Annotated in this window: 21 protein-coding genes and 6 pseudogenes; 10 read left to right on the top strand and 17 right to left on the bottom strand. The window is 63.0% G+C overall.

Annotated elements, in window-relative coordinates; genetic code table 11:
* Nucleotides 1-74 precede the first annotated feature (74 nt).
* The 3 genes and pseudogenes from ACZZZP_RS07745 to ACZZZP_RS07735 form a co-directional block, all read right to left on the bottom strand.
* The gene (locus ACZZZP_RS07745; RefSeq protein WP_463382327.1) at nucleotides 75-683 is read right to left on the bottom strand and encodes an START domain-containing protein; all 609 of its coding nucleotides are present in this window, start codon (nucleotides 681-683) and stop codon (nucleotides 75-77) included.
* A 48-nt stretch (nucleotides 684-731) separates the two neighbouring features.
* Complete coding sequence (locus ACZZZP_RS07740) at nucleotides 732-1007, bottom strand: YkgJ family cysteine cluster protein (RefSeq protein ID WP_463382326.1); 276 nt, start codon at nucleotides 1005-1007, stop codon at nucleotides 732-734.
* A 108-nt stretch (nucleotides 1008-1115) separates the two neighbouring features.
* Nucleotides 1116-1980: pseudogene (locus ACZZZP_RS07735) on the bottom strand (NAD(P)-dependent oxidoreductase).
* A gap of 165 nt (nucleotides 1981-2145) precedes the next feature.
* Between ACZZZP_RS07735 and ACZZZP_RS07730 the strand changes: the two are divergent.
* The 3 genes from ACZZZP_RS07730 (at nucleotide 2146) to rhtA (ending at nucleotide 4122) form a co-directional block, all read left to right on the top strand.
* Entirely contained in the window at nucleotides 2146-2691 is a 546-nt protein-coding gene (locus ACZZZP_RS07730; protein ID WP_122497098.1) for an exonuclease domain-containing protein, read from the top strand.
* Between the two features lie 89 nt (nucleotides 2692-2780).
* Complete coding sequence (ppnP, locus tag ACZZZP_RS07725; protein ID WP_122497096.1) at nucleotides 2781-3062, top strand: pyrimidine/purine nucleoside phosphorylase; 282 nt, start codon at nucleotides 2781-2783, stop codon at nucleotides 3060-3062.
* 160 nt (nucleotides 3063-3222) lie between these two features.
* Nucleotides 3223-4122, top strand: coding sequence for a threonine/homoserine exporter RhtA (rhtA, locus tag ACZZZP_RS07720; RefSeq protein WP_463536427.1), 900 nt, complete (start codon nucleotides 3223-3225; stop codon nucleotides 4120-4122).
* Here the strand turns inward: rhtA and ACZZZP_RS07715 are convergent.
* Nucleotides 4106-5899, bottom strand: coding sequence for an ABC transporter transmembrane domain-containing protein (locus ACZZZP_RS07715; protein WP_463382323.1), 1794 nt, complete (start codon nucleotides 5897-5899; stop codon nucleotides 4106-4108). The genes rhtA and ACZZZP_RS07715 overlap by 17 nt on opposite strands.
* 508 nt (nucleotides 5900-6407) lie before the next feature.
* On the bottom strand, nucleotides 6408-7529 hold the full coding sequence (locus tag ACZZZP_RS07710; RefSeq protein WP_463382322.1) for an ATP-NAD kinase family protein: 1122 nt from the start codon (nucleotides 7527-7529) through the stop codon (nucleotides 6408-6410).
* A gap of 156 nt (nucleotides 7530-7685) precedes the next feature.
* Between ACZZZP_RS07710 and ACZZZP_RS07705 the strand changes: the two genes are divergently transcribed.
* Entirely contained in the window at nucleotides 7686-7865 is a 180-nt protein-coding gene (locus ACZZZP_RS07705) for a PA1571 family protein (RefSeq protein ID WP_463382321.1), read from the top strand.
* A gap of 93 nt (nucleotides 7866-7958) precedes the next feature.
* Here the strand turns inward: ACZZZP_RS07705 and pdxB are convergent, their stop codons facing one another.
* Nucleotides 7959-9089: a 4-phosphoerythronate dehydrogenase PdxB gene (gene pdxB, locus ACZZZP_RS07700; RefSeq protein ID WP_463382320.1), complete on the bottom strand. Its 1131-nt coding sequence runs from the start codon at nucleotides 9087-9089 to the stop codon at nucleotides 7959-7961.
* Between the two features lie 226 nt (nucleotides 9090-9315).
* On the opposite strand from pdxB, the pseudogene ACZZZP_RS07695 reads away from it, so the two are divergent.
* Nucleotides 9316-10712, top strand: a pseudogene (locus ACZZZP_RS07695) (MATE family efflux transporter).
* A 103-nt stretch (nucleotides 10713-10815) separates the two neighbouring features.
* Here ACZZZP_RS07695 and tusA read toward each other — a convergent pair.
* The gene (gene tusA / locus ACZZZP_RS07690) at nucleotides 10816-11073 is read right to left on the bottom strand and encodes a sulfurtransferase TusA (RefSeq protein ID WP_122451156.1); all 258 of its coding nucleotides are present in this window, start codon (nucleotides 11071-11073) and stop codon (nucleotides 10816-10818) included.
* 22 nt (nucleotides 11074-11095) lie between these two features.
* Nucleotides 11096-12151, bottom strand: a complete 1056-nt coding sequence (rlmM, locus tag ACZZZP_RS07685; protein WP_463536426.1) for a 23S rRNA (cytidine(2498)-2'-O)-methyltransferase RlmM — start codon at nucleotides 12149-12151, stop codon at nucleotides 11096-11098.
* A 200-nt stretch (nucleotides 12152-12351) separates the two neighbouring features.
* On the opposite strand from rlmM, the gene acnA reads away from it, so the two are divergent.
* On the top strand, nucleotides 12352-15153 hold the full coding sequence (gene acnA / locus ACZZZP_RS07680) for an aconitate hydratase AcnA (RefSeq protein ID WP_463536425.1): 2802 nt from the start codon (nucleotides 12352-12354) through the stop codon (nucleotides 15151-15153).
* 120 nt (nucleotides 15154-15273) lie between these two features.
* Nucleotides 15274-15492, top strand: a pseudogene (locus ACZZZP_RS07675) (PAS domain S-box protein); the annotation flags it as partial.
* A gap of 72 nt (nucleotides 15493-15564) precedes the next feature.
* Here ACZZZP_RS07675 and ACZZZP_RS07670 read toward each other — a convergent pair.
* Nucleotides 15565-15744 (bottom strand): hypothetical protein, encoded by a 180-nt coding sequence (locus ACZZZP_RS07670; RefSeq protein ID WP_463536998.1) that lies wholly within the window; start codon nucleotides 15742-15744, stop codon nucleotides 15565-15567.
* Here ACZZZP_RS07670 and ACZZZP_RS07665 point away from each other — a divergent pair.
* Genes ACZZZP_RS07665 through ACZZZP_RS07655 form a run of 3 tightly spaced genes read left to right on the top strand, consistent with a single transcriptional unit; the run spans nucleotide 15734 to nucleotide 16775 of the window.
* Nucleotides 15734-16171 carry a hypothetical protein gene (locus ACZZZP_RS07665; protein WP_463536997.1) on the top strand — a complete coding sequence of 146 codons (438 nt, stop codon included), beginning with the start codon at nucleotides 15734-15736 and terminating at the stop codon, nucleotides 16169-16171. The genes ACZZZP_RS07670 and ACZZZP_RS07665 overlap by 11 nt on opposite strands.
* The gene (locus ACZZZP_RS07660) at nucleotides 16114-16344 is read left to right on the top strand and encodes a hypothetical protein (RefSeq protein WP_463536996.1); all 231 of its coding nucleotides are present in this window, start codon (nucleotides 16114-16116) and stop codon (nucleotides 16342-16344) included. Before ACZZZP_RS07665 ends, ACZZZP_RS07660 begins: the two co-directional genes overlap by 58 nt.
* Nucleotides 16302-16775, top strand: coding sequence for a methyl-accepting chemotaxis protein (locus ACZZZP_RS07655; protein ID WP_463536940.1), 474 nt, complete (start codon nucleotides 16302-16304; stop codon nucleotides 16773-16775). Before ACZZZP_RS07660 ends, ACZZZP_RS07655 begins: the two co-directional genes overlap by 43 nt.
* A gap of 261 nt (nucleotides 16776-17036) precedes the next feature.
* Here the strand turns inward: ACZZZP_RS07655 and ACZZZP_RS07650 are convergent, their stop codons facing one another.
* The 8 genes and pseudogenes from ACZZZP_RS07650 to ACZZZP_RS07615 form a co-directional block, all read right to left on the bottom strand.
* Nucleotides 17037-17765, bottom strand: a complete 729-nt coding sequence (locus tag ACZZZP_RS07650) for a CHAD domain-containing protein (RefSeq protein ID WP_463536424.1) — start codon at nucleotides 17763-17765, stop codon at nucleotides 17037-17039.
* Between the two features lie 51 nt (nucleotides 17766-17816).
* Nucleotides 17817-17978 carry a DUF4129 domain-containing protein gene (locus ACZZZP_RS07645; protein ID WP_463536939.1) on the bottom strand — a complete coding sequence of 54 codons (162 nt, stop codon included), beginning with the start codon at nucleotides 17976-17978 and terminating at the stop codon, nucleotides 17817-17819.
* A 201-nt stretch (nucleotides 17979-18179) separates the two neighbouring features.
* Nucleotides 18180-18485, bottom strand: a complete 306-nt coding sequence (locus ACZZZP_RS07640) for a hypothetical protein (RefSeq protein ID WP_463536423.1) — start codon at nucleotides 18483-18485, stop codon at nucleotides 18180-18182.
* Nucleotides 18454-18654: a transglutaminase-like domain-containing protein gene (locus ACZZZP_RS07635; RefSeq protein ID WP_463536422.1), complete on the bottom strand. Its 201-nt coding sequence runs from the start codon at nucleotides 18652-18654 to the stop codon at nucleotides 18454-18456. The genes ACZZZP_RS07640 and ACZZZP_RS07635 overlap by 32 nt, the downstream gene beginning before the upstream one ends.
* Before the next feature lie 266 nt (nucleotides 18655-18920).
* Nucleotides 18921-18995 (bottom strand): annotated as a pseudogene (locus tag ACZZZP_RS07630) (hypothetical protein); the annotation flags it as partial.
* 26 nt (nucleotides 18996-19021) lie between these two features.
* Nucleotides 19022-19822, bottom strand: a pseudogene (locus tag ACZZZP_RS07625) (TgpA N-terminal domain-containing protein).
* 10 nt (nucleotides 19823-19832) lie between these two features.
* Nucleotides 19833-20782, bottom strand: a pseudogene (locus tag ACZZZP_RS07620) (DUF58 domain-containing protein); the annotation flags it as partial.
* Complete coding sequence (locus ACZZZP_RS07615; protein WP_463536421.1) at nucleotides 20782-21702, bottom strand: AAA family ATPase; 921 nt, start codon at nucleotides 21700-21702, stop codon at nucleotides 20782-20784. The pseudogene ACZZZP_RS07620 and the gene ACZZZP_RS07615, both read right to left, overlap by 1 nt.
* Nucleotides 21703-21794: the final 92 nt, after the last annotated feature.

Genomic DNA, 21794 nt, shown 5'->3' with positions numbered 1-21794 from the left:
GCTTTAGCCGCGATGCTTTTATGCACCAAGAGCATCGCGGCTAAAGCCGCTCCCACAATAGGAAAGCGCGCGGCTTACTTCTTCTCCGCCCGCTCCTTCATCCCTTGAAGGGTTTTAAACGGCGCATCGACCACAAAGCTGTTAGCCAACCACGACGGCACGCTGCCGCCCGGTTCGGTGGTCACCTGATACGTCACTTCCACATCGCCTGTGCCCTTGGGCGCCATCTTCCAGAAGCCGTCTACCTTGGTTACGCGCACATAGCCCTTCTCTTCCGGCTGATAAGTGGGCAAGCCTTCGAGCTTGCGCAGCACGGTGCCGTCAGGCTCTTCGCTGGTGGTCACATGGATAACTGAATCCCGTGGGGTTACCGGCCACGGTGGGCTGAAGCGGCTGTACGTCCAGCTCTGCGCCCCTTCGCTTTTGATCAGCTTTTGTTCGCTGCACTGGAAAATCCATTTGCACGAGCCGCTGACGTCTTCCTGCAAAGCACGCAGGGTGGCGATGTCGCTCTTGATGGTGGTCACGCCCCGGTAGGCTTTGTATTGCGAGCCGGGTACTTCGCTCAGAAAGACTTTGATGCCGTCTTCATCCTTGGCCAGCTTCCAATCCTCGGCATGCGCCGCTGTAGATGCCAGCAAACTCACGGCACACACGCCAGCCACTCGACTTAGCAAACCCATCACGAACTCCTTACTGATGATGCGCGAGGTGCCAGAGGCCCCCGGGCTTTATTGGATAGCCGCCTCGGCGCCGAGGCTGGTGGCCTGTTCCAGCCAACCCAGCAAACGGATCGCCTCTTCGCGGCTGCTGCCACATACCTCAACATCGGCGCTGAACGCCGAGCACACGGGCGGGCGCTGCGGCGAACCGAACAGCGCGCACAAATTATCGACCGACAGATGCAAACAACGTTCGCCGGCCCGCTTGCCGTTAGGCAAACCAGGCATCGGCGAGCTGATGGAGGGGGCGATGCAGCAGGCACCGCAACCGGGGCGGCAATTCATGACGACTCATACCTCGTGAACAAACCAACCGTGCGCGCTGTAACCAGGCGCGCCGGCGACGGGCGGCGATTCTACTCGCGCGCCCGGCCACCGCAAAGCCACCGCGAGCTACTTCAGACGTGTAATCAAACTGGAGGTGTCCCAGCGTCCCCCCGCCCTGCCCTTGCACCTCGGCGTAAAACCGGTCCACCAGCTCCGTCACCGGCAGCTGCGCACCGTTACGCTTGGCTTCGGCAAAGACCATGGCGAAGTCTTTGCGCATCCAATCCACGGCAAAACCGTTGTCGAACTTGCCCTCCAGCATCGTTTGATAGCGATGCTCCAACTGCCACGACTGCGCCGCGCCATGGCTGATGATGTCCATGGCGCTGGGTACGTCGAGCCCGGCGCGGCGAGCGAATTGCAGCGCCTCGGCCAAGGCTTGCAGCAAGCCGCCCACACAAATCTGATTGACCATCTTGGTCAACTGGCCGCTGCCGACCGGCCCCATGCGCTTCACCCGCTTGGCGTAGCTCTCGATCACCGGCGCTGCCCGCTCGAACAATGCCGCGTCGCCGCCGACCATCACTGTCAACATGCCGCCCTCCGCGCCCGATTGGCCGCCGGACACCGGCGCATCAAGAAAACCCACCCCGCACTCTGCCGCCAACGCCGCCATTTCCCGGGCGATATCGGCCGAGGCCGTGGTGTGATCCACCAGCACGCTGCCGGCCGCCATGCCGGCGAACGCCCCGCTTTCGCCCAGCAACACGGCGCGCAATTGTTCGTCGTTGCCCACGCAAGTCATCACGAACTCTGCGCCCTCGGCCGCTTCGCGCGGGGAGCCGGCGCTTTCGCCTGCAAATTCTTCGCACCACACATCCGCTTTGGCCTGGGTGCGGTTGTACACAGTCACCTGATGCCCTTCGCAGGCCAGGTGCCCAGCCATATGAAAGCCCATGGTGCCGAGCCCGATAAACGCCACAGTCGCCATCACATCTCTCCTTTCTTGGGTTACCACAAGCGTAGAGCGCCCTGACGATTTGGTCGGGAGAAAATCCCCGACTTCGTCGGTCATACGCCACGCAGGCGCCTGGAATGGGGTTTGCGAGGCGTCGAAAGGCCTTCCATACTGCTTGCCCAACGGATGGAGAGAACGATGGGATATTGGTTGGTGATCGACCTGGAAGCCACGACTGAAGAGGGTGGCTGGCCGGTTACAGACATGGAAATCATCGAAATCGGCGCCAGCCTGGTGAACGCCGAAGGTCGCGAGGTTGACCATTTTCAGCGCTTCGTCCGCCCGCTGCGGCGCCCTCACCTCACCAGTTTTTGTCGACAACTCACCCATATCACGCAGGCGAATGTCGACGCTGCGGCGCCACTTGTAACGGTGTGGCCGCTGTTCGAGCGCTGGCTCGGCGCCCATCAACCGCGCCTGGTGGGTTGGGCCAGTTGGGGCGACTACGACCGCAAACAGCTGGAGCAGGATTGGCACCAGCACCAGCTCACCAGCCTGCTCGCCAGCGTGCCGCACCTGAACCTCAAACAGCGCTTCGCCAAAGCCCGCCAACTGCAAAAACCTGTGAGTTTGAACACTGCGCTGCAATTGGCGGGCCTGAGTTTTCAAGGCCAGCAGCACCGCGCGCTGGAAGATGCGCGCAACACCGCGCGGCTTTTGCCCTTGGTCCTGCCCGCCTCGTAAACGCCGCCGTAGCGCGGCCCGCGCAGGTGACGGGGCCCAGCGCCTTGGGCATACTGGCCGACCTTTTTTCGTCCTTTAAAGGAAATGTCATGTTCAAGGTCAACGAATACTTCGACGGTACCGTTAAATCCATCGCCTTCGGCATGGAACAAGGCCCGGCCACTATCGGCGTCATGGCCGCTGGCGAATACGAATTCGGCACCAGCCAACTCGAAGTCATGCACGTCGTCGCCGGCGCCCTGACCGTGAAACTGCCCGGCACCGACGCCTGGGAAACCTTCGAAACCGGCAGCAACTTCACCGTGCCCGCCAACAGCAAATTCCAGCTGAAAGTCGCCGTCGACACCGCTTACCTGTGCGAGTACCGCTAAGCTGTACGCCGCAACGCTGATAAAAATTCCGGAGCGGTAAAACCGCCCAACAGCATCACGACTGAAGCCACTCCCACACGAATTCCTGTCGGAGCGGCTTCAGCCGCGATCAGCCCCAGCGCCAATTTTGCTCACTGCCACGCTCCAACCGGAATTCCCCATGCCTGGGTCCAAACCCGCCGTCTCGATTGCCATCCCCATTCTTTTGCTGATCATCGCCATGAGCTCCATTCAGGGCGGCGCGGCGTTGGCCAAGGGCATTTTCCCAGTCGTTGGCGCCGAAGGCGTTTCAGCGCTGCGCCTAAGCCTGGGGGCAATCATTCTGTGCCTGGTGATGCGCCCATGGCGTGCGCCGTTCAACCGCGCCGGCGTACTGTCGCTGCTCGGTTACGGCGCCTCGCTCGGGGTGATGAACCTGCTGTTTTATATGTCGCTGAAGACCGTGCCGCTGGGCATTGCCGTGGCGCTGGAGTTCACCGGGCCGTTGGTGCTGGCCATGCTGTCGTCGCGGCGTTTTATCGACTTTGTCTGGATCGCCCTGGCCGTAATCGGCCTGGCCTTGCTGCTGCCAGTGAACCCGGCCAACGCCGAACTCGACCCGCTGGGCGCCGCGTTGGCGTTGGGCGCTGGCGTGTGCTGGGCGCTGTACATTCTGTTCGGCCAACGCGCCGGTGCCGAACACGGCAGCCAAACCGTAGCACTGGGCACGGTGGTCGCGGCCGTCATCGTGTTTCCGATCGGAGTATTTGCCGCCGGCAGCGTGATGTTTCATTTCACCCTGCTTCCGGTAGCGATTGGCGTGGCGATTCTGTCCACCGCCCTGCCCTACAGCCTGGAAATGTTCGCCCTCACCCGCCTGCCGGCGCGCACCTTCAGCACGCTGATGAGCATGGAACCGGCGATTGCCGCGATGTCGGGGCTGATCTTCCTGCAAGAGAAACTCAGCAGCAGCCAATGGGTGGCCATTGGCTCGATCATCGTCGCCGCCATCGGCGTGGCGCTGACCGTGAAACCGCAGCCGGCGAAGAGTCCGCCGCGCGACATCAAGCTGGCTGAGTAAACGGCGTCTCGTCGCTGCTGGTGTTGAACTGCAACTCAGCCAGGCGGCGATACAGCGGATTACTCGCCACCAATTGCGCATGACTGCCCAGCGCCACCAACTGCCCCTTGTCGATCACGGCAATACGGTCAGCGCTTTTCACGGTGGCTAACCGGTGCGCAATCACCAGCGTGGTGCGCCCAGCCATCAAGGTCGGCAAGGCCTGTTGAATCAGGTGTTCACTCTCGGCATCCAAGGCGCTGGTGGCTTCGTCCAGCAGCAGAATCGGCGCATCCACCAGCAACGCCCGGGCAATCGCCAGACGTTGGCGTTGGCCGCCCGATAGGCCGAGTCCACCGTCGCCCAAATGGGTTTTATAGCCTTCAGGCATGGCCATGATGAATTCGTGAGCATGTGCTGCGCGCGCTGCCGCTTCCACTTCAGCGTGGGTAGCAGCGGCGCGGCCATAGCGAATGTTGTCTTCCACGCTGCCGAAAAACAGCGCCGGGTTTTGCGATACCAAAGCAAAGCAGCGCCGCAAATCGGCAGGGTCAAGCTGCGCGATGGGCAGCCCTTCGACACGAATTTGCCCTTCCTGCGGGTCGAAAAAGCGCAGCAGCAAATCGAACAACGTCGACTTACCGGCGCCCGATGGCCCGACCAACGCCAGGGTCTCGCCCGGTTCCACCTGCAAACTGATGCCATCGACGGCAAAACGATCACGGCGCGTGGGATAGGCGAAGCGCACGGCATCCAGCTCGATGCGGCCACTGACGCGCTCGGGCAATACCAACAAATCGGTGGTTGGCGCCTTGATCTCACTGCGCGCCTGCAGCAGCTCGGCAATTCGCTCGGCCGCCCCCGCCGCCCGTTGCAACTCGCCCAGCACCTCGCTCAAGGTGCCAAAGGCGGTGCCGACGATCAGGCTGTAAAATACAAACGCCGCCAGCTCACCGCCGCTGATGCGCCCGGCGATCACATCCATGCCGCCAACCCAGAGCATCACGCCCACGGCGCCCAACACCAGCAGAATCACCACACTGATCAGCCAGGCGCGCTGGGAAATTCGCTTGCGCGCGGTTTCAAAGGCGTCCTCCACCGTGCCGCCGAAGCGACGTTTGTCCTGCTCCTGATGGTTGTAAGCCTGCACGGTTTTGATTTGGCCCAGACTTTCGCCGACGTAGCTGCCGACATCGGCAATGCGGTCCTGGCTTTGGCGCGAAAGGCTGCGCACGCGGCGGCCGAAAATCAGAATCGGCGCGATCACCAGCGGCAAGGCGGCGATCACGATCAGCGACAACTTGGGGTTGGTGACAAACAGCAGCACCACACCGCCCACCAGCATCAACGCATTGCGCAACGCCAACGATAGCGACGAGCCGATTACCGACTGCAACAACGTGGTATCGGCCGTCAGCCGCGACTGGATTTCCGAACTGCGGTTGGTCTCATAAAAGCCGGGATGCAGCGTGATCAGATGGTTGAACACCTTCTTGCGGATATCCGCGACAAAGCGCTCGCCAATCCACGACACCAGGTAAAACCGCGAAAACGTACCCATCGCCAGCGCGACGACGAGCACCATAAACAGCGCGATGGACTGGTTAAGCATATGCGGCGACTGGGTGGCGAAACCCTGGTCCACCAACAGCTTCACGCCCTGGCCCATAAACAGCGTGATACCGGCCGTGAACATCAACGCCACCAGCGCGCCGATTACGTGCCAGCGGTACGGCGCAACAAACTCACGCGTCATGCGCAGCGCCTTGCGCTGGCGGGAAGACAAAATGGAGATCATGCGGCGGCTCGCAGAGAAGAAGGGGCTAGCGGTAGATGGGGACGGTGGCGGTGGGACTCAAGCGGCGAGCGAAAAAAATCGGCAGTGCCCGCTTTTTTGCCCCCTCTCCCTGAGGGAGAGGGTTGGGGTGAGGGGAAATCTCCGGCCGAACACCGACGTCGCACCCGACCCTCACCCCCAGCCCCTCTCCCGCAAGCGGGCGAGGGGAGTTAAATCGCAGCTCCGCTTCCGGCATCACGCCGTTCGGCCCCCTCTCCTCGGGGAGAGGGGTTGGGGTGAGGGGGAATCTCAAGCCGAACACGGACGTCGCCCGACCCTCACCCCCAGCCCCTCTCCCGCAAGCGGGCGAGGGGAGTTAAATCGCAGCTCCGCTTCCGGCATCACGCCGTTCGGCCCCCTCTCCTCGGGGAGAGGGTTGGGGTGAGGGGGAATCTCAAGCCGAACACGGACGTCGCCCGACCCTTACCCCCCAGCCCCTCTCCCGCGAGCGGGCGAGGGGAGCTAATTTTCATCCACCCACCGAAAGCGGATACACCAGTTCCTCTTTGTACCCCGCCCACACCTTAGCCACGTCGGGAAAGCTGTCATCCAACGCCGCATCGCCGCTGTCCACTAGCAACGGGCGGCCTTCAAGCGTGGCCAGCTTGCGCTTGGTCGCCACCACTCGCAGGTTGTCCAACCCAACCGCACGCAACACCCGTGGGCTGATCTGCTGGTTGCCGCGCCCAAGAATGTGGCCCTGGCCGCCAATCGCTGTGACCAACACCCGCGCCGGCTGACCATCGACCAACTCGAACAGCTGCGCCTCGGTCACGTCACGGGCCAGCACCTGGCCGTTTTCGATCACGTCCACGCCCAGCAACGTGGTGTCCAGCCGAAGATTCTGAGCCAGGCCGTGTAGCGTCGAGCCGGGGCCGAAGACGTAGCGCACGTCAGGTTCCCAGGTGTCTTCCAGCCAGGCGGCGATTTCGCTGAGCACCAGTTCTTCCGATTCCACCCCGCCCTGCTTCACCTGCTGCACGAAGCCGCCTTCTTGCGGCACGCTCAATTCGCCATACCAACGGGCCGTGACGCGCCCTTCGCGCAAAGCGCTTTCATCGATATCGCGCACCTCGGCGCTGCTCAAGCGAACCAGCCCACCTTCCACCAGGCGCCGCGTCAGCTCGCCGGCCGCGCGTGGGCTGACGGCGTAAACACCGGACTGAATCTTTACCCCCGCCGGAATACCCAACACCGCCTGCCCTTCGCGCGCCACCTCGCAGACATCACGCGCGGTGCCGTCGCCGCCAGCAAATAGCAGCAGCCCCACCCCTTCTGCTTGTACTGCCTGAACGGCTGCGCGGGTATCGGCGGCGCTTGTGTCCGGCCCACCAAGGTGGCCGAGCAGGCGATATTTGAAGCCCATCTGCGCGAGCAAATCGCCGCCCATGGCGCCGGGAAACGTTAGAAACTCCAGGCGTTCTTGCAACGGCAACAACAGCTCCAGCGCCACCCGCGTGCGCTCGGCAGCGCGGGGTTGAGCGCCACGGGCAATCGCCTCTGCGGCCATTCCGTCGCTGCCCTTCAGCGCCGCCGGACCGCCCAGCCCGGCCAGAGGATTGATGATTAAACCCAGGTGAAAAACCGACATACGCACCCCATGTGCGGGAACTACTCGGCCCGCATCGTTTCACAAAACTACGCCCCGCTTAACGGGAATGGCCTCGCGCTGCTGTGGCGCGACGTTGTCATTGGGCTTTCATCAAGGCCCGCTATTGTCGGCACAACCCAGATGAGGAGACGAGCCATGAGCTTGCACACCCTGCATACCGCCGAACGCCGCGTACACCCGGTGCCACCCCAACACCCTGTCGGCGGCGCCGTGATTGACGCCCAAGGCCGGGAGATTCCTATTACCGAAGGCATGGTTCAACAGGCCTGCGAGAAGATGGAAGAAATTGCCTTGGGCGAGCCTAAGCCAGAGTAATCAGGGAAAGCCATCGAGGCTAAAGCTTCTCCTACAGACCACCGTGACCTGTGGGAGAGGCTTTAGCCTTGATTACCCCAACGCAGTTGCCGTTTACACCAACGTCCCGCCCAATGCCCGCACCACTTGCGCCAGCTCTGGCGCTTCGCCGCTTAATTTCACGTGCAAGCCATCAATTTCACGCCGCGCTGGGTAGTGTTTGCGCAAGGCGTCGAAGGCGCTTTTTCGTTCGGCGGCGTTGCCCGTCAGGCTGCGGCGAAAGTCGGCGTCGTCGCGGCGCGGGTCGTAAATGGCTCGGCATAACGCGGCCAGTGCCACGGGCACAGAGGCCGTCGCGTGCAGGCCCAATTCGGTCAGCCAATACGGCGGCAACAGGTCGTCCAGTTGCACCCGTGGCGGCAGGTTGAAGTGCTGGCAGAACGCTTGGTAAATCTGCGCCGTGCCGCGCAATTTGCCGTCCAGGCTGTAGCCGGCAATATGGGGCGTGGCGATCAGGCACAGCTCGGCCAAATCCGGGTCCACCTGCGGTTCGCCTTCCCATACATCCAGCACCGCTTCAAGGTCGTGCCGTTGTTGCAGCAGCTCGCGCAGGGCGGCGTTGTCGACCACGGCGCCCCGGCTGGCGTTGATGAGCCAGGCGCCAGGTTGCAACTGCGCCAGGCGCTCGGCGTTGAGCAAGTGGCGGGTGCTGGCGATCAGCGGCGTGTGCAGGCTGATCACGTCGCAGCGCTGAATGATTTCTTCCAAGCTCACGTAATCGCCACCCTCCGCCGCCTGGCGCGGCGGGTCGCACACCAGCACCTGCCAGCCCAGACCGCGCAGCACATCAACCAGCCGCCCGCCCACCTGCCCGGCGCCAACAACGCCATAGGTGCGTTGGGCCAGATCGACGCCGCGCACCTCGGCCAGGCTGAGCAAACTGCCGAGCACGTAATCCACCACGCCGCGCGCGTTGCAGCCCGGCGCGCTGGCCCAGCCGATGTGCTGCTCGGCGAAATAGTCGAGGTCCAGGTGGTCGGTGCCGATGGTGCAAGTGCCCACGAAGCGCACCTTGCTGCCTTCCAGTAGCGCGCGGTTTACCTGCGTGACCGAGCGCACCAACAGCACATCGGCGCGCGCCACGCTGGCACGGTCGAAGGCGCGCCCGGGCATGCGTTCGATCTCGCCGAACTCGGCAAAAAACTCGTCCAGCAGGGGAATATTTTCGTCGGCAAGAATTCGCATGACAGGCTCCAAAAGTCAGGCCGACATTCTAGGCCGTCAGGCGCTCAGGGGCGATCTTCAGATGGCATGGCGCTCGCGTGGGGCTCTTTCCTGACTGACGCGTCAAGGCGTAAACTCGCCGCTCCTTTGCAAGCTCTGACCTGGCGCAGCTCGCGCTTCAAGTCGTATGTCTCGGACAGAGCGAGTGCCCGGCCACCACTGCCGATACAGTGCGCACGTGATAAAAATGGACTGCCTCGTGATCGCCCGCGAATCCCGTTTCAACCGCTGCCTGCGCGAATTGCGCGCCCTGCTCGTTCTCGCCCTGCCCATCATGATTGCCCAGCTTTCGCATTCGGCGATGGGCTTTGTCGACGCCGTGATGGCCGGCCGCGTCGGCCCCCGCGATCTGGCCGCCGTGGCCTTGGGCAATTCGATTTGGGTGCCGGTTTATTTGCTGATGACCGGCATCCTGCTGGCCACCACGCCAAAGGTGGCGCAACGCTTTGGCGCCGGCCAGGAGCGCGACATCGGCGCGCTGGTGCGCCAAGCCTTGTGGCTAGCCACGGCGGTCGGCATTGCGGCCGGCATCGTGCTGTGGAATGCCGAACGGGTGCTGCGCTTTATGAACGTCGATCCCGAGCTGATCGGCCCAAGCATGGTCTACCTCTACGGCATCGGCTGCGGTATTCCCTCGGTGGCGCTGTATTACGTGCTGCGCTGCTTCAGCGACGGCCTGGGACGCACGGCCAAGCATGATGATCGGGCTGTTCGGCCTGCTGCTGAACGTGCCGCTTAATTACATCTTTATATACGGTCACTTCGGCCTGCCCGCGCTCGGCGGTGCCGGCTGCGGCTGGGCCACGGCGGTGGCGATGTGGTGCATGTTCTTCGCCATGCTCGGCTGGGTGCGCTGGGCGCCGGTGTACAAGACGGCAGGGCTGTTCAGTCATTTCGAATGGCCGCGCTGGGACGTGATTCAGCGCCTGCTCAGCGTCGGCCTGCCGATTGGCATCGCCGTGTTTGCCGAGTCGAGCATCTTTGCCGTTATCGCCTTGCTTATCGGCAGCCTGGGCGCCGATGTAGTCGCCGGCCACCAAGTGGCGCTCAACTTCAGCTCGCTGACCTTCATGATTCCTTATGCCCTGGGCATGGCCGTGACCGTGCGCGTCGGCCATTCCCTGGGGGCCGGCGATCCGCGCCAGGCGCGCTTTGTGGCCGGTGTCGGAATTTTCACGGCGTTGGCGTTTGCCTGCGTGGCCGCCGTGTTGATGCTGCAACTGCGCACCGAAATCGCCGGCATCTACAGCCGCGACACAGCCGTGATCCGCGTGGCCTCGGCGCTGATCGTGTTTGCCGCGCTGTACCAATTCTCCGACGCGGTGCAAGTGACCGCAGCGGGCGCCCTGCGCGGCTACCAAGACACCCGCGCGACCATGATCATGACCTTGTTCGCCTACTGGGGCATCGGCTTGCCCGTGGGCTACGCGCTGGGCCTGACCGACTGGTTCGGCGAACCCAGCGGGCCGAAAGGGTTATGGCAGGGATTGATCGTGGGCCTGACCTGCGCCGCCGTGATGCTCAGCATTCGGCTGGTGCGCAGCGCCGAGGAAGCGGATACGGATTCATAACGCCAAGGCCTGAAGGTCTGGTGCGAACCTGTAGGAGCGGCTTTAGCCGCGATGCTTTTAAGATCGCAAGCATCGCGGCTAAAGCCGCTCCTACAGGTAGTGCGAGACTGGTGTGATCAGCCTTCAACCTTCTTACGAATCCAATATAAATAAGTGCCCGCCTCTTCTTCCTGCTGAACCAGCTCATGCCCAAGAAACACGCAAAACTTGGGGATGTCGCGGCGGGTCGAGGGGTCGGTGGCGATCACTTTCAGCAGGCCGCCGGCCGGCAAGTCGCGCACTTTGTTGTGCAGCATCATCACCGGCTCCGGGCAGAACAGGCCGGTGGCGTCGAGGGTGCCGTCCAGGGGCGCGGCGGGATCGAACTCAGGCATAAACAACTCCAGAAACGGGCGGCTATTTGCTTAGCCGGCGCAGGTGGCAGGTCACTTCTTCACGGTCGTGGTACAGCTGTTTGCAGCTGATGCTGGCTTTTACGCCACGGGCTTTGAAGCCCTCTTCAATACGTTCGAGCAAACGCTTCACTTCGGCGTAGCGCTGTTTCATTGGCAACTTCAGGTTGACCACCGCTTCGCGGCAATGGCCTTCGCCAATCCAGGTTTCCAGCAACGCGGCATTGCGCGCGGGCTTCTCGACGATGTCGCAGACCATCCAGTCCACCGGCTGTTTGGGCGTCCAGGTGAAACCGTCGACCATCAAATGTTGCACCAAACCGGTGTCCATCAGGCTTTCGGCCATCGGGCCGTTGTCGATGGCGGTGACCAACATGCCACGGCGCACCAATTGATACGTCCAGCCGCCGGGCGAGGCGCCGAGGTCAACGCCGGTCATCTCGCCGTTCAGGCGCTCGTCCCACTCTTCACGGGGAATGAACTGGTGCCAGGCTTCTTCCAGTTTGAGCGTCGAGCGGCTCGGCGCCTCGCGGGGGAATTTCAAGCGCGGCACGCCGCCGGGCCAGAATGCCGAGTTGTTCGTTTCGGCCAGGCCGACAAACACTTCGCGGCCACTCTTGAAGGTCAGCAGCAAGCGCGGTTTGCGCGGGTCTTCCACCAGCCGGCCGGCTTTGCTGAGCGCGTTGCGCAGCGGCGCTTCGAATTTTTTGCAGAAGTTCGACAGCTCTTTGCCGTCATTGGTGTCGAGCACTTCCAGCCACAGACTGCCGCACACGGGCAACGCTTGCAGATGGGCGAGCAGCACGCTGATGCGGTCGGTTTCGGGCAGGTCGATAAACTCACCGCGCGCCCATTGCCGAGGAAAAATCAGCTGGGCAAAGCGCTGGCCGCGCATAAGTCGCTCGGGGCCGTCGGCCTCGGTGCAAATGAACTCGGCGTACGCGCTGCTGGCCTTGGCCTTGGCGTACCCGGCTACCTCCAGGCGCGCGGCGTGGTCGCTTATTTCCGAGCACACCTCGCTTTCGAAGCCGGGGCGGCAGTGCAGCAACAAAGTGGTCATCAGGCGTTCTCCTCAGGGCGCGCATGATAGCCGAGTTGGAACCGCAAGCGCTCAAGGGCAGTCAGTTGAAAGGTCCCTGGGCACCAAGCGAAAGCCGCTGCGCCAGCTAGGCTAGAGCTGTATTTGTGCGCCGCAACCGACTACGACGCAGGTCAACTGCGCACCGGGCCCCTACCGTGTAGCCCCATTTGGAGATGAGCATGCCGTCCCTGAACAGTTTCAACAGCCGCCAGCGCCTGCAGGTTGGCGACAAAACCTATGACTACTTCAGCCTCCCGGAAGCCGCGAAAGCCTTGGGCAATATCGACAAACTGCCCATGTCGCTAAAAGTGCTGCTGGAGAACCTGCTGCGTTGGGAAGACGACAAAACCGTCACCCGCAGCGATGTGCAAGCCCTGGCCGACTGGCTGAAAAGCCGCAGCTCCGACCGCGAAATCCAATACCGCCCCGCCCGCGTACTGATGCAAGACTTCACCGGCGTGCCCGCAGTGGTCGACCTGGCCGCCATGCGCGCCGCCATGGCCAAGGCCGGCGGCGACCCACAGAAAATCAATCCGCTGTCGCCGGTCGACCTGGTGATCGACCACTCGGTGATGGTCGACAAATTCGCCGACCCCAGCGCCTTCGAGCAAAACGTGGAAATTGAAATGCAGCGCAACGGCGAGCGCTATGCGTTTTTGCGCTGGGGCCAGAACGCTTTCGATAATTTCAGCGTAGTGCCGCCGGGCACCGGCATCTGCCACCAAGTGAACCTGGAATACCTCGGCCGCACGGTGTGGACCAAAGAAGAAGACGGCCACACCTTCGCCTTCCCCGACACCTTGGTCGGCACTGACTCACACACCACCATGATCAACGGCCTCGGCGTCTTGGGCTGGGGCGTGGGCGGCATCGAGGCGGAAGCGGCGATGCTCGGCCAGCCGGTGTCGATGCTGATTCCCGAAGTGATCGGCTTCAAGCTCAGCGGCCAGTTGAAAGAAGGCATCACCGCCACCGACCTGGTGCTCACCGTCACGCAGATGCTGCGTAAAAAAGGCGTGGTGGGGAAATTCGTCGAATTCTATGGCGACGGCCTCGCCACCCTTCCCTGGCCGACCGCGCCACCATCGCCAACATGGCGCCCGAATACGGCGCCACCTGCGGCTTCTTCCCGGTGGACGACATCACCCTCGGCTACCTGCGGTTGTCGAGGCCGGCCGGACGCCACCGTGGCGCTGGTCGAGGCCTACAGCAAAGCCCAAGGTTTATGGCGTGAACCGGGCCACGAGCCGGTGTTCACCGACACCCTGGCGCTGGACATGGGCACCGTCGAAGCCAGCCTCGCCGGCCCCAAACGCCCGCAAGATCGCGTCGCCCTGCCGGCCGTGAGCAAAGCCTTCGACGACTTCCTCGGCCTGCAAATGAAACCGGCCAGCACCGAAGAAGGTCGGCTGCTCAGCGAAGGCGGTGGCGGCACCGCGATCAACGACGGCGCCAATGCTGGCGACGTTTCCTATGAATTCAACGGCGAAACCCATCACCTGAAACACGGCGCCGTGGTGATTGCGGCCATCACCTCGTGCACCAACACCTCCAACCCCAGCGTGATGATGGCGGCCGGCCTGCTGGCGAAAAAAGCCGTGGAAAAAGGCCTGCAACGTAAGCCTTGGGTGAAAAGCTCGTTGGCGCCCGGCTCCAAGGTGGTCACCGACTACTACGCCGCAGCGGGGCTGACCGAATACCTCGACGCCCTCGGCTTCGACCTGGTCGGCTATGGCTGCACCACCTGCATCGGCAACTCCGGCCCGCTGCCCGAGCCCATCGAAAAAGCGATTCAACAAGCGGACCTCACCGTTGCTTCGGTGCTGTCCGGCAACCGCAACTTCGAGGGCCGCGTGCACCCGCTGGTGAAAACCAACTGGCTCGCCTCGCCGCCACTGGTGGTTGCCTACGCCCTGGCCGGCACAGTGCGCACCAACCTCAGCGAAGACCCGCTCGGCAACGGCAAAGACGGTCAGCCTGTGTACCTGCGCGACATCTGGCCGACCCAGGCGGAAATCGCCGAGGCCGTGCAGAAGGTCGACACGGCCATGTTCCACAAGGAATACGCCGAAGTGTTTGCCGGCGATGAAAAGTGGCAGGCCATTCAGGTGCCGGACGCCGACACCTACGCCTGGCAGAACGACTCCACCTACATCCAGCATCCGCCGTTCTTCGAAGCCATCGACCAGGCCCCACCGAAAATCGGCAACGTCGACAACGCGCGCATCCTCGCCCTGCTCGGCGACTCGGTAACCACCGACCACATCTCCCCCGCCGGCAATATCGAAGCCAGCAGCCCGGCCGGCCGTTACCTGCGCGACAAAGGCGTAGAGCCGCAAGACTTCAACCCCTACGGTTCGCGGCGCGGCAACCACGAAGTGATGATGCGCGGCACCTTTGCCAACATCCGCATCCGCAACGAAATGCTCGGCGGCGAAGAAGGCGGCAACACCCTGCACGTGCCCAGCGGCGAGAAGCTGGCGATCTACGACGCGGCCATGCGTTACCAGGAAGAAGGCACGCCGTTGGTGGTGGTGGCCGGTAAGGAATACGGCACCGGTTCGTCCCGCGACTGGGCCGCCAAAGGCACCAACCTGCTGGGCGTAAAAGCGGTGCTGGCGGAAAGCTTCGAGCGTGGTCCACCGCTCCAATCTGGTGGGCATGGGCGTGCTGCCGTTGCAGTTCCTCGAAGGGCAGGACCGCAAGGCCCTTGGCCTCACCGGCAAGGAAACCTGAGCATCGGCGGGCTCGATAACGTCGAGCTGAAAACCTCGATGCGCCTGCCCATCACCCTCACCCGCGCGGACGGCAAACAGGAGCAATTCGAGGTGCTGTGCCGCATCGATACGCTGAACGAAGTGGAGTACTTCCGCGCCGGCGGCATTCTCCATTACGTGCGTGCGGCAATTGATCGCTGCCTGACCCCGGCAGGCTTAGCCGGCGGCGTTGCGCAGGGGGCGCAGCGCCGTTGGGCCCCGTGAAAACTGTGCGCCAGTTCAAATCTGGTTAAACTGCATCGGAAAGGGTTGTAGGAAAATTCTTCTCAACTTTGCCTGACAGCGGCCGATCAGAACGGCACGGACATTACGGATATTCGCCCCATGCGCAGCAATCAGCCCGTCACTCAACGTGAACGTACTTTCCCCGCTCAGCAGCGCCTGATCTCCACCACCGACCTTAAAGGCGAAATCACTTACGCCAACGACGCGTTCGTGGAAATCAGCGGCTATTCCCGTGAGCAATTGGTCGGTTCACCGCACAACATGGTCCGTCATCCCGACGTGCCACCGGCGGTGTTTGCACACATGTGGACGACGTTGAAGTCGGGCCGGCCGTGGATGGGCATTGTCAAAAACCGTTGTGCCAGCGGCGACCAGTTATTGGGTGAACGCCTACGTCACGCCGGTGCTGGAAAACAGCAAGTCATCGGTTTTGAGTCGGTACGCGTCAAGCCCACCGCCGAACAGATCCGTCGCGCCGAGGCGCTGTATCAGCGCATCAACAGCGGCAGCGCCGCGGTGCCGGCGAAGCAACGTCTGGCTGCCCATTCTGCAGAACTGGGTGCCGTTCATTCTGATCAGCCAGATTGGCTTCGTGATGGGCGCCTGGCTCGACTTCCACTGGGGCTTCCTCGCCGCAGCGGCGCTCTCCGTACCGCTGGGCTTGCTCGGCCTGAACTGGCAGCAACGCGGCCTGCGTCGCCTGCTCAAACTGGCCGAACAAAGCAACTCCGACCCGCTGATCGCCACCATGTACACCGACAGCCGCGGCCCGCAGGCGCAGTTGGAACTGGCCATGCTCAGCCAGGAAGCGCGCCTGAAAACCTGCCTCACCCGCCTGCAAGACAGTGCCGAGCACCTGACCGAACAAGCGCGCCAGGCCGACACCTTGGCGCAAAACAGCTCAAAGGGCTGGAACGCCAGCGCGTGGAAACCGAACAGGTGGCCACCGCCGTCAACGAAATGGCCGCCACCACGCTGGAAGTGGCCAGCAACGTAGCGCGCACCGCCATTGCCACCCAGGAAGCCAACCGCCTGACCGGCGAAGGCCGCAGCATCGCCGGCGAAACCCGCGAAGCCATTCAGCGTTTGTCCGTTTCTGTAGCGAAACCGGCGAAACCGTCACCCGCCTGGCGCAGGACAGCAACGAAATCGGCGGCGTGGTCGACGTGATCAGAGGCATCGCCGACCAAACCAACCTGCTCGCCCTCAACGCTGCTATCGAGGCCGCGCGTGCTGGTGAAATGGGCCGTGGTTTCGCCGTGGTCGCCGACGAAGTCCGCTCGCTGGCGCAACGCACCGCCGAATCAACCGGACAAATTCACCAACTGATCGCCAAGCTGCAACGCACCGCTGAAGAAGCCGTGCTGACCATGGAAATTGGCCGCAAGCAGGCCGACGAAGGCGTGGAACGTGTGCTTAAAGCCGACCAGGCGCTGGTCGGCATCAGTGAAGCGGTGGCCAACATTGCCGACATGGCGGACCAGATTGCCGCTGCGGCTGAAGAGCAAAGCGCGGTGGCGGATGAGATCAACCAGAACATCACCACCATTGCCCAGTTGGCGGACCAGACGTCCGGGAAGCGCAGAACACGGCGCAGTTGAGCCGGGAATTGACGGTGACGGCGCAGCGGCAGTCGGCGTTGGTGGAGCGGTTTAATCGGTAGGGTTGGGGCTCTTTGGGACTCTCGGCTTGCTTCAGACGGCGTTAGGCTTCAGATACTGGATTCCGCTTTCGCGGGAATGACGGTGGTGGTTGAGCGGTACCTGTTCACCCTCACGAAAACCATACACCCGTCATTCCCGCGCAGGCGAATCCAGTATCTGAAGTCGTGCACGGTACGAAGCAACCCGAATACCAAAAACCTACCCCCCAACCACCTCCCCCAACCTCTCTCCAACGCCCCATCCGAACGCCCTTGCGCCTCCAGCCAACTCCGCCAGCCAAACCCCCACCAACGGCCCCAATTCCGCCTCCTGCTCCGCCCGCGCCAGCCATTGCAGGCGGTCATGCCAAACGCCCAACGCATTCTGCGCACGCCGCAGTGCTTTCACCTGTTTGGCCGACACACCCGCCAACTGCGGATACGTATCCGCGCAGTAGCGAACCCGTTTGATCAAGATGCGCAGGCGATGCCGGTCATGGGCCGGATCCGCCATCGCCGCGCTCGGCCGCTCGCTTTCCTTGCGTAGCTGGCGCGTGATGTAACCTTTCAAATTCTCCGGCGCCGCGTCATGCAAGGTGCGGCGAAAGAATGAGGGCCATAGGTCCAGCGCGTGCTGCAAGCGCATCGCCTCGGAGCTGCGCAGCAGTTGCTGGTACTGCGCCGGCAATTCGCGCTCGCGGCAGGCGACAACCGCCGCCATGCCCGGATGACGGCACAACTCGGCCAGCAGCACTTCGCTGTCGCGCACCGGGCTGCTGCTGCGCCCCGCCGCCGCCGCGGCCGTCACCAACAGGTCGTGTTCAATGATCTTGCGAAACGGCCGCAACAGGCTGCGCAGCTTGCGTACGGCGATGCGCACGTCGTGCAGGGCTTCGTCATCGGTGGCGGCCGCCAGGCGCTCCCGGCTGGCGAGCAAATTGACTTCCAACTGCACAACCTCGGGCGATCAGGGCATCGATAAATTCGGACATGGGCAACCTTATCTAGTCATCACGCTGCAACCAGCGCATCGGCAATGCGCGCGCAAAGTTCGCAAGTGCTGCTGCAACTGTTCGGGCGCGACGGGCTTACCGCCATAGCGCTGCGCCTCAAAAGCATCGGCAAAAGCGCGAATGGGCTGCCCCTGTTCGGGCAATGCCAACGCGGCGCGCTCGGCAAATGCGCGCGCACCTTCGGCTGGCAAACGCCGAACACCGTGGCGAGGGCCAGCAGGCGTTCGAAGCGTTGATATAGGCGCTGCTGCACATCGCGCTCACGGCGCCAGGGTTTGAACAGCCACAGGGCAATCAGCGTCAACACCAACGCGCCGCCGCCGACCAAACCCAAGAGGAAATCGCGCGAATCAAGGCGACCAAACCAGCGCTGCAACACTTCCAATTGCGTGCCCTGCTGGTAATCCAACACCCAGCGTTCCCAGCCGTAGTTGAGGTTTTCCCGATTCAGGCGCAGTTGGTTGAGCCAGTTGATATGGCGGTAGCGCAACAGCGACAACGGTGTGCGCTCCAAAAAAGCTTTGTTCATTTGCCAGCGCCTGCTCCAGGCCTTGCTCGATACGCTCCGGCGCCACCTGAAAGGTCGGATCGATCACGGTCCAGCCCACGCCCTCGCGCCAATACTCAACCCAGGCATGGGCATCGAACTGACGCACCTGAATGGCGGATGTTGCCCGACGGGTTCAGCTCGCCGCCCTGATACCCCGTCACCACCCGCGCCGCAATACCCGCCGCACGCAACACAAATGCCGTGGCGCCGGCGTAGTGCTCATAAAAGCCGCGCCGCGTGGTGAAGAGGAAATCATCGATGCTGTTTTCACCCACTTCCGGCGGCCGCAGCGTGGCAGAAGTACGGCTCGCGGTTGAAATGGCTCAGTACCGCTTGCACCCGCGCCTGCTCGTCCGGGAACTGCGCCTGAGCTGCTGCGCCCATTCGCGGGTGCGCGGGTTGCCGTCGGCCGGCAGTTGCAAGGCACGGCGTAACGCCGGTTTGCTGGCCTGCGGTTCACGCAGCGCTTGTGGCCAGGGGGGGTCACGGTGTAGACCAGGGTTTTGTCGACCGGCCGGCCGCGCTCCAAGCGGTAGTCACTCATTAGCCGCGTGCGCTCGGGCTCAGTGGTGGCCAGGTCGAGCCCGAACAGCCAGGGCTTGCCACTCGCTTCCATGACGATGCGATAACGCAGCGGTTCGCCTACTCGCGTCCACGGCGGTGCGGGAGCCCAACGTACTTCGAAGACTGCGACCAACGCCGGCCCTCGAATTTATCCAGCGTGAGTGCCCGCCAATACTGCTGACTACGCGGCGGTGCGGCGCCTTCGAAACTGGCGCGAAAGGCCAACGCATCAGAACGGCTCAGCTCAGCGATATCGTTCGGCGCCGTGCTGTCCGACAGCCCGGTAATGGCGCGCTGATCGAGCATGGGCAGCGACCACAGCGGCCCGAAGCGAGGGAAAAACAGAAACAGCAGCAGCATCAGCGGCACGGCCTGCAGCAGCAAGCCGCCGGCCAGGCTGGCGGCGGCCACGGGCTTAGTTGTAGCGGACTCTGTTGCAAGGCAATCAGCGCGGCCAGCAAGCCTGCCACCGGCAGCAAGGTGAGGGCCACGGTGGTCATCCGGTCGTCAAACAGGTACACCGTGACCATCAGCAAAGAAGCCCAACAGGATCAGCACCAACGCATCGCGTCGGGTGCGCATTTCCACCAGCTTCAAAATAAACGCGGCGATCAGCAACACCACGCCAGCGTCCAGGCCAATCAGGCTGCCCCGCGATAAAAACACGCCGCCGACAATTCCAACCGTGAGTCCAGACTTCAGCCACGTCGCCGGAAACTGCGCACGCATGCGGTAAATCTGCACGCGCCAACCGGCGCACACCAGCCACAGGGCAATGATCCACGACGGCAAGTGTTCCAGGTGCGGAACGATCACCAGCACCTGCGCCACCAGCAGCCACAACAGGCTGATGCGCGGAATCGCTTGCGTGGCGCTCATCGCCGCCCTCCCCGTATAGCGCCAGGGCGCGCAGGCAGGCTTCGCGGTGGGTTTCGCCGATGTCCGGGCCATGCACCGAACCGGGCAAGCGCAAGGCCAAAGGGCTGCTGACGCTCTGACAACGCCAGCACCCAGTGGCACAGCAGCGACAGGCGCATTTCACTGTCGCCTTGTAATTCGTCGAAATCCAGCCACAGGTCGCGCCCGGTCAGGCTGGCAAAATCCTTCACCAGCAGGCCTTGGCCACGGGAATAGGCCTTCCAGTGCAGACGCCGTTTCGAGTCGCCCGGCTGATAGGTCTTCAGGCCTTGGAAATCATCCGCACCCTGGCCAACGGCGCGGCCGCCGTCGTCGTCATCGTCGTCTTTGATACCCGCCACCAGCGGCAATTCGCCGGGTAACGGACGCGGATACACCAACAGCGCCTGGTCCAGGTCCACTTGGCTCCACGCCACCAATATGCCCAGCGGAAAGCGACTTTCCACCCCGTAACCGGCCAGGTCGTGCCCAGCCAGCCCGGCGGATGGCCGGCACGGTGATCTCACTTTCCGCGATGCCATTGGCCGCCACGTCGAAACGCTGCAGCTCCTGCGGTGGCCACCCCCAGGGCGATGGACTGGTGCACGCGCGGCCGTTGCTACTCAGGCGCACGCGGAACGTGGCTTGCTCGCCGACGAACACCGGACGGCCCCCAGCCGCGTGCAGGGTCAGGCCAGCGAGGTTTCGGTAGGTATGAAGAATGGCGATCACGAACACCGCCGCGAGCAGAAAGGTCAGGCCATACGCCGGGCTGTTCTGATAATTGACCCCGGCCATCAACATCAAAAACAGCGCCAAGCCAAACGCGGCGCCGATGCGCGTGGGGATGATAAAAATCCGCCGTTGCGTCAGCAGCACGCTGTTGGCCGGTGGAATACGCCGGTGTAACCAGCGCTGCCAACGCTGCTTGAGCATCGCCATCAGAGCGCGGGCACTTCGCGCAGCAACCACTGCACCAACGCGCCGCCGCCGTGCCCGGCCGGGTCGGCACGCTCACGCAAACGGTGGCCCACCACGGAGGGCAACACTGCTTGCACATCCTCGGGAATCACATAATCGCGCTGCGCCAAGAACGCCCAGGCGCGCGCTGCCGCCAACAGCGCCAGGCTCGCCCGTGGCGACAACCCCCAGGCAAATTGCGGCTGAGTGCGCGTGGCTTCAACCAAGCGCAGCACGTAGTCCACCAGCGCATCGCTGGCGCGCACCTTGGGCACTTCGGCTTGCAGCTCGGCGAGTTGTTGATGACTGAGCACCGCATCCAAACGCGGCAACATCTCGCGCCGCGCTTCGCCGAGCAGCAGGGCCTTTTCCGCCGCCTTGGCCGGATAGCCCAACGACAAGCGCATCAGAAACCGGTCCAGTTGCGACTCGGGCAACGCAAACGTGCCGCCCTGGCTGACCGGGTTTTGCGTGGCAATCACAAAGAACGGCTCCGGCAGTGGCCGGGTCGCACCTTCGATGGTCACCTGCCCCCTCCTCACCATCGCCTCCAACAGCGCGCTCTGACTTTTCGGCGTGGCGCGGTTGATCTCATCGGCCAGCACCAACTCGGCAAAAATCGGCCCCGGATGGAACACAAAAAGGCCGCTGTCTTTATCAAAGACAGAGGTGCCGAGAATGTCGCCGGGGAGCAAATCGGAGGTGAACTGAATGCGCTGAAAGTTCAAGCCCAGCACATTGGCCAGCGCGTGACTGAGGGTGGTCTTGCCCATGCCGGGCAAGTCTTCGATGAGCAAGTGGCCCCGCGCCAATAAGCAGGTCAGCGCCAGGCGAACCTGGGGCTCCTTGCCAAGAAGGATTTGATTGACTGCATTCAGGCAGGCGTCGAGTTTGGTAAGCATGCGTCACCCCGTAATCCACGAACCCCGGATGCTACCGGGGTGTGGCGCGATGGCAAAGGTGCTGCAAACTTTCCTGACGTATTTGCTCGCGC

Source organism: Pseudomonas sp. AC211 (assembly GCF_979258055.1).
The sequence above is the reverse complement of the archived record's forward strand: the minus strand, read 5'-3'. Positions and strand labels throughout refer to the sequence as shown.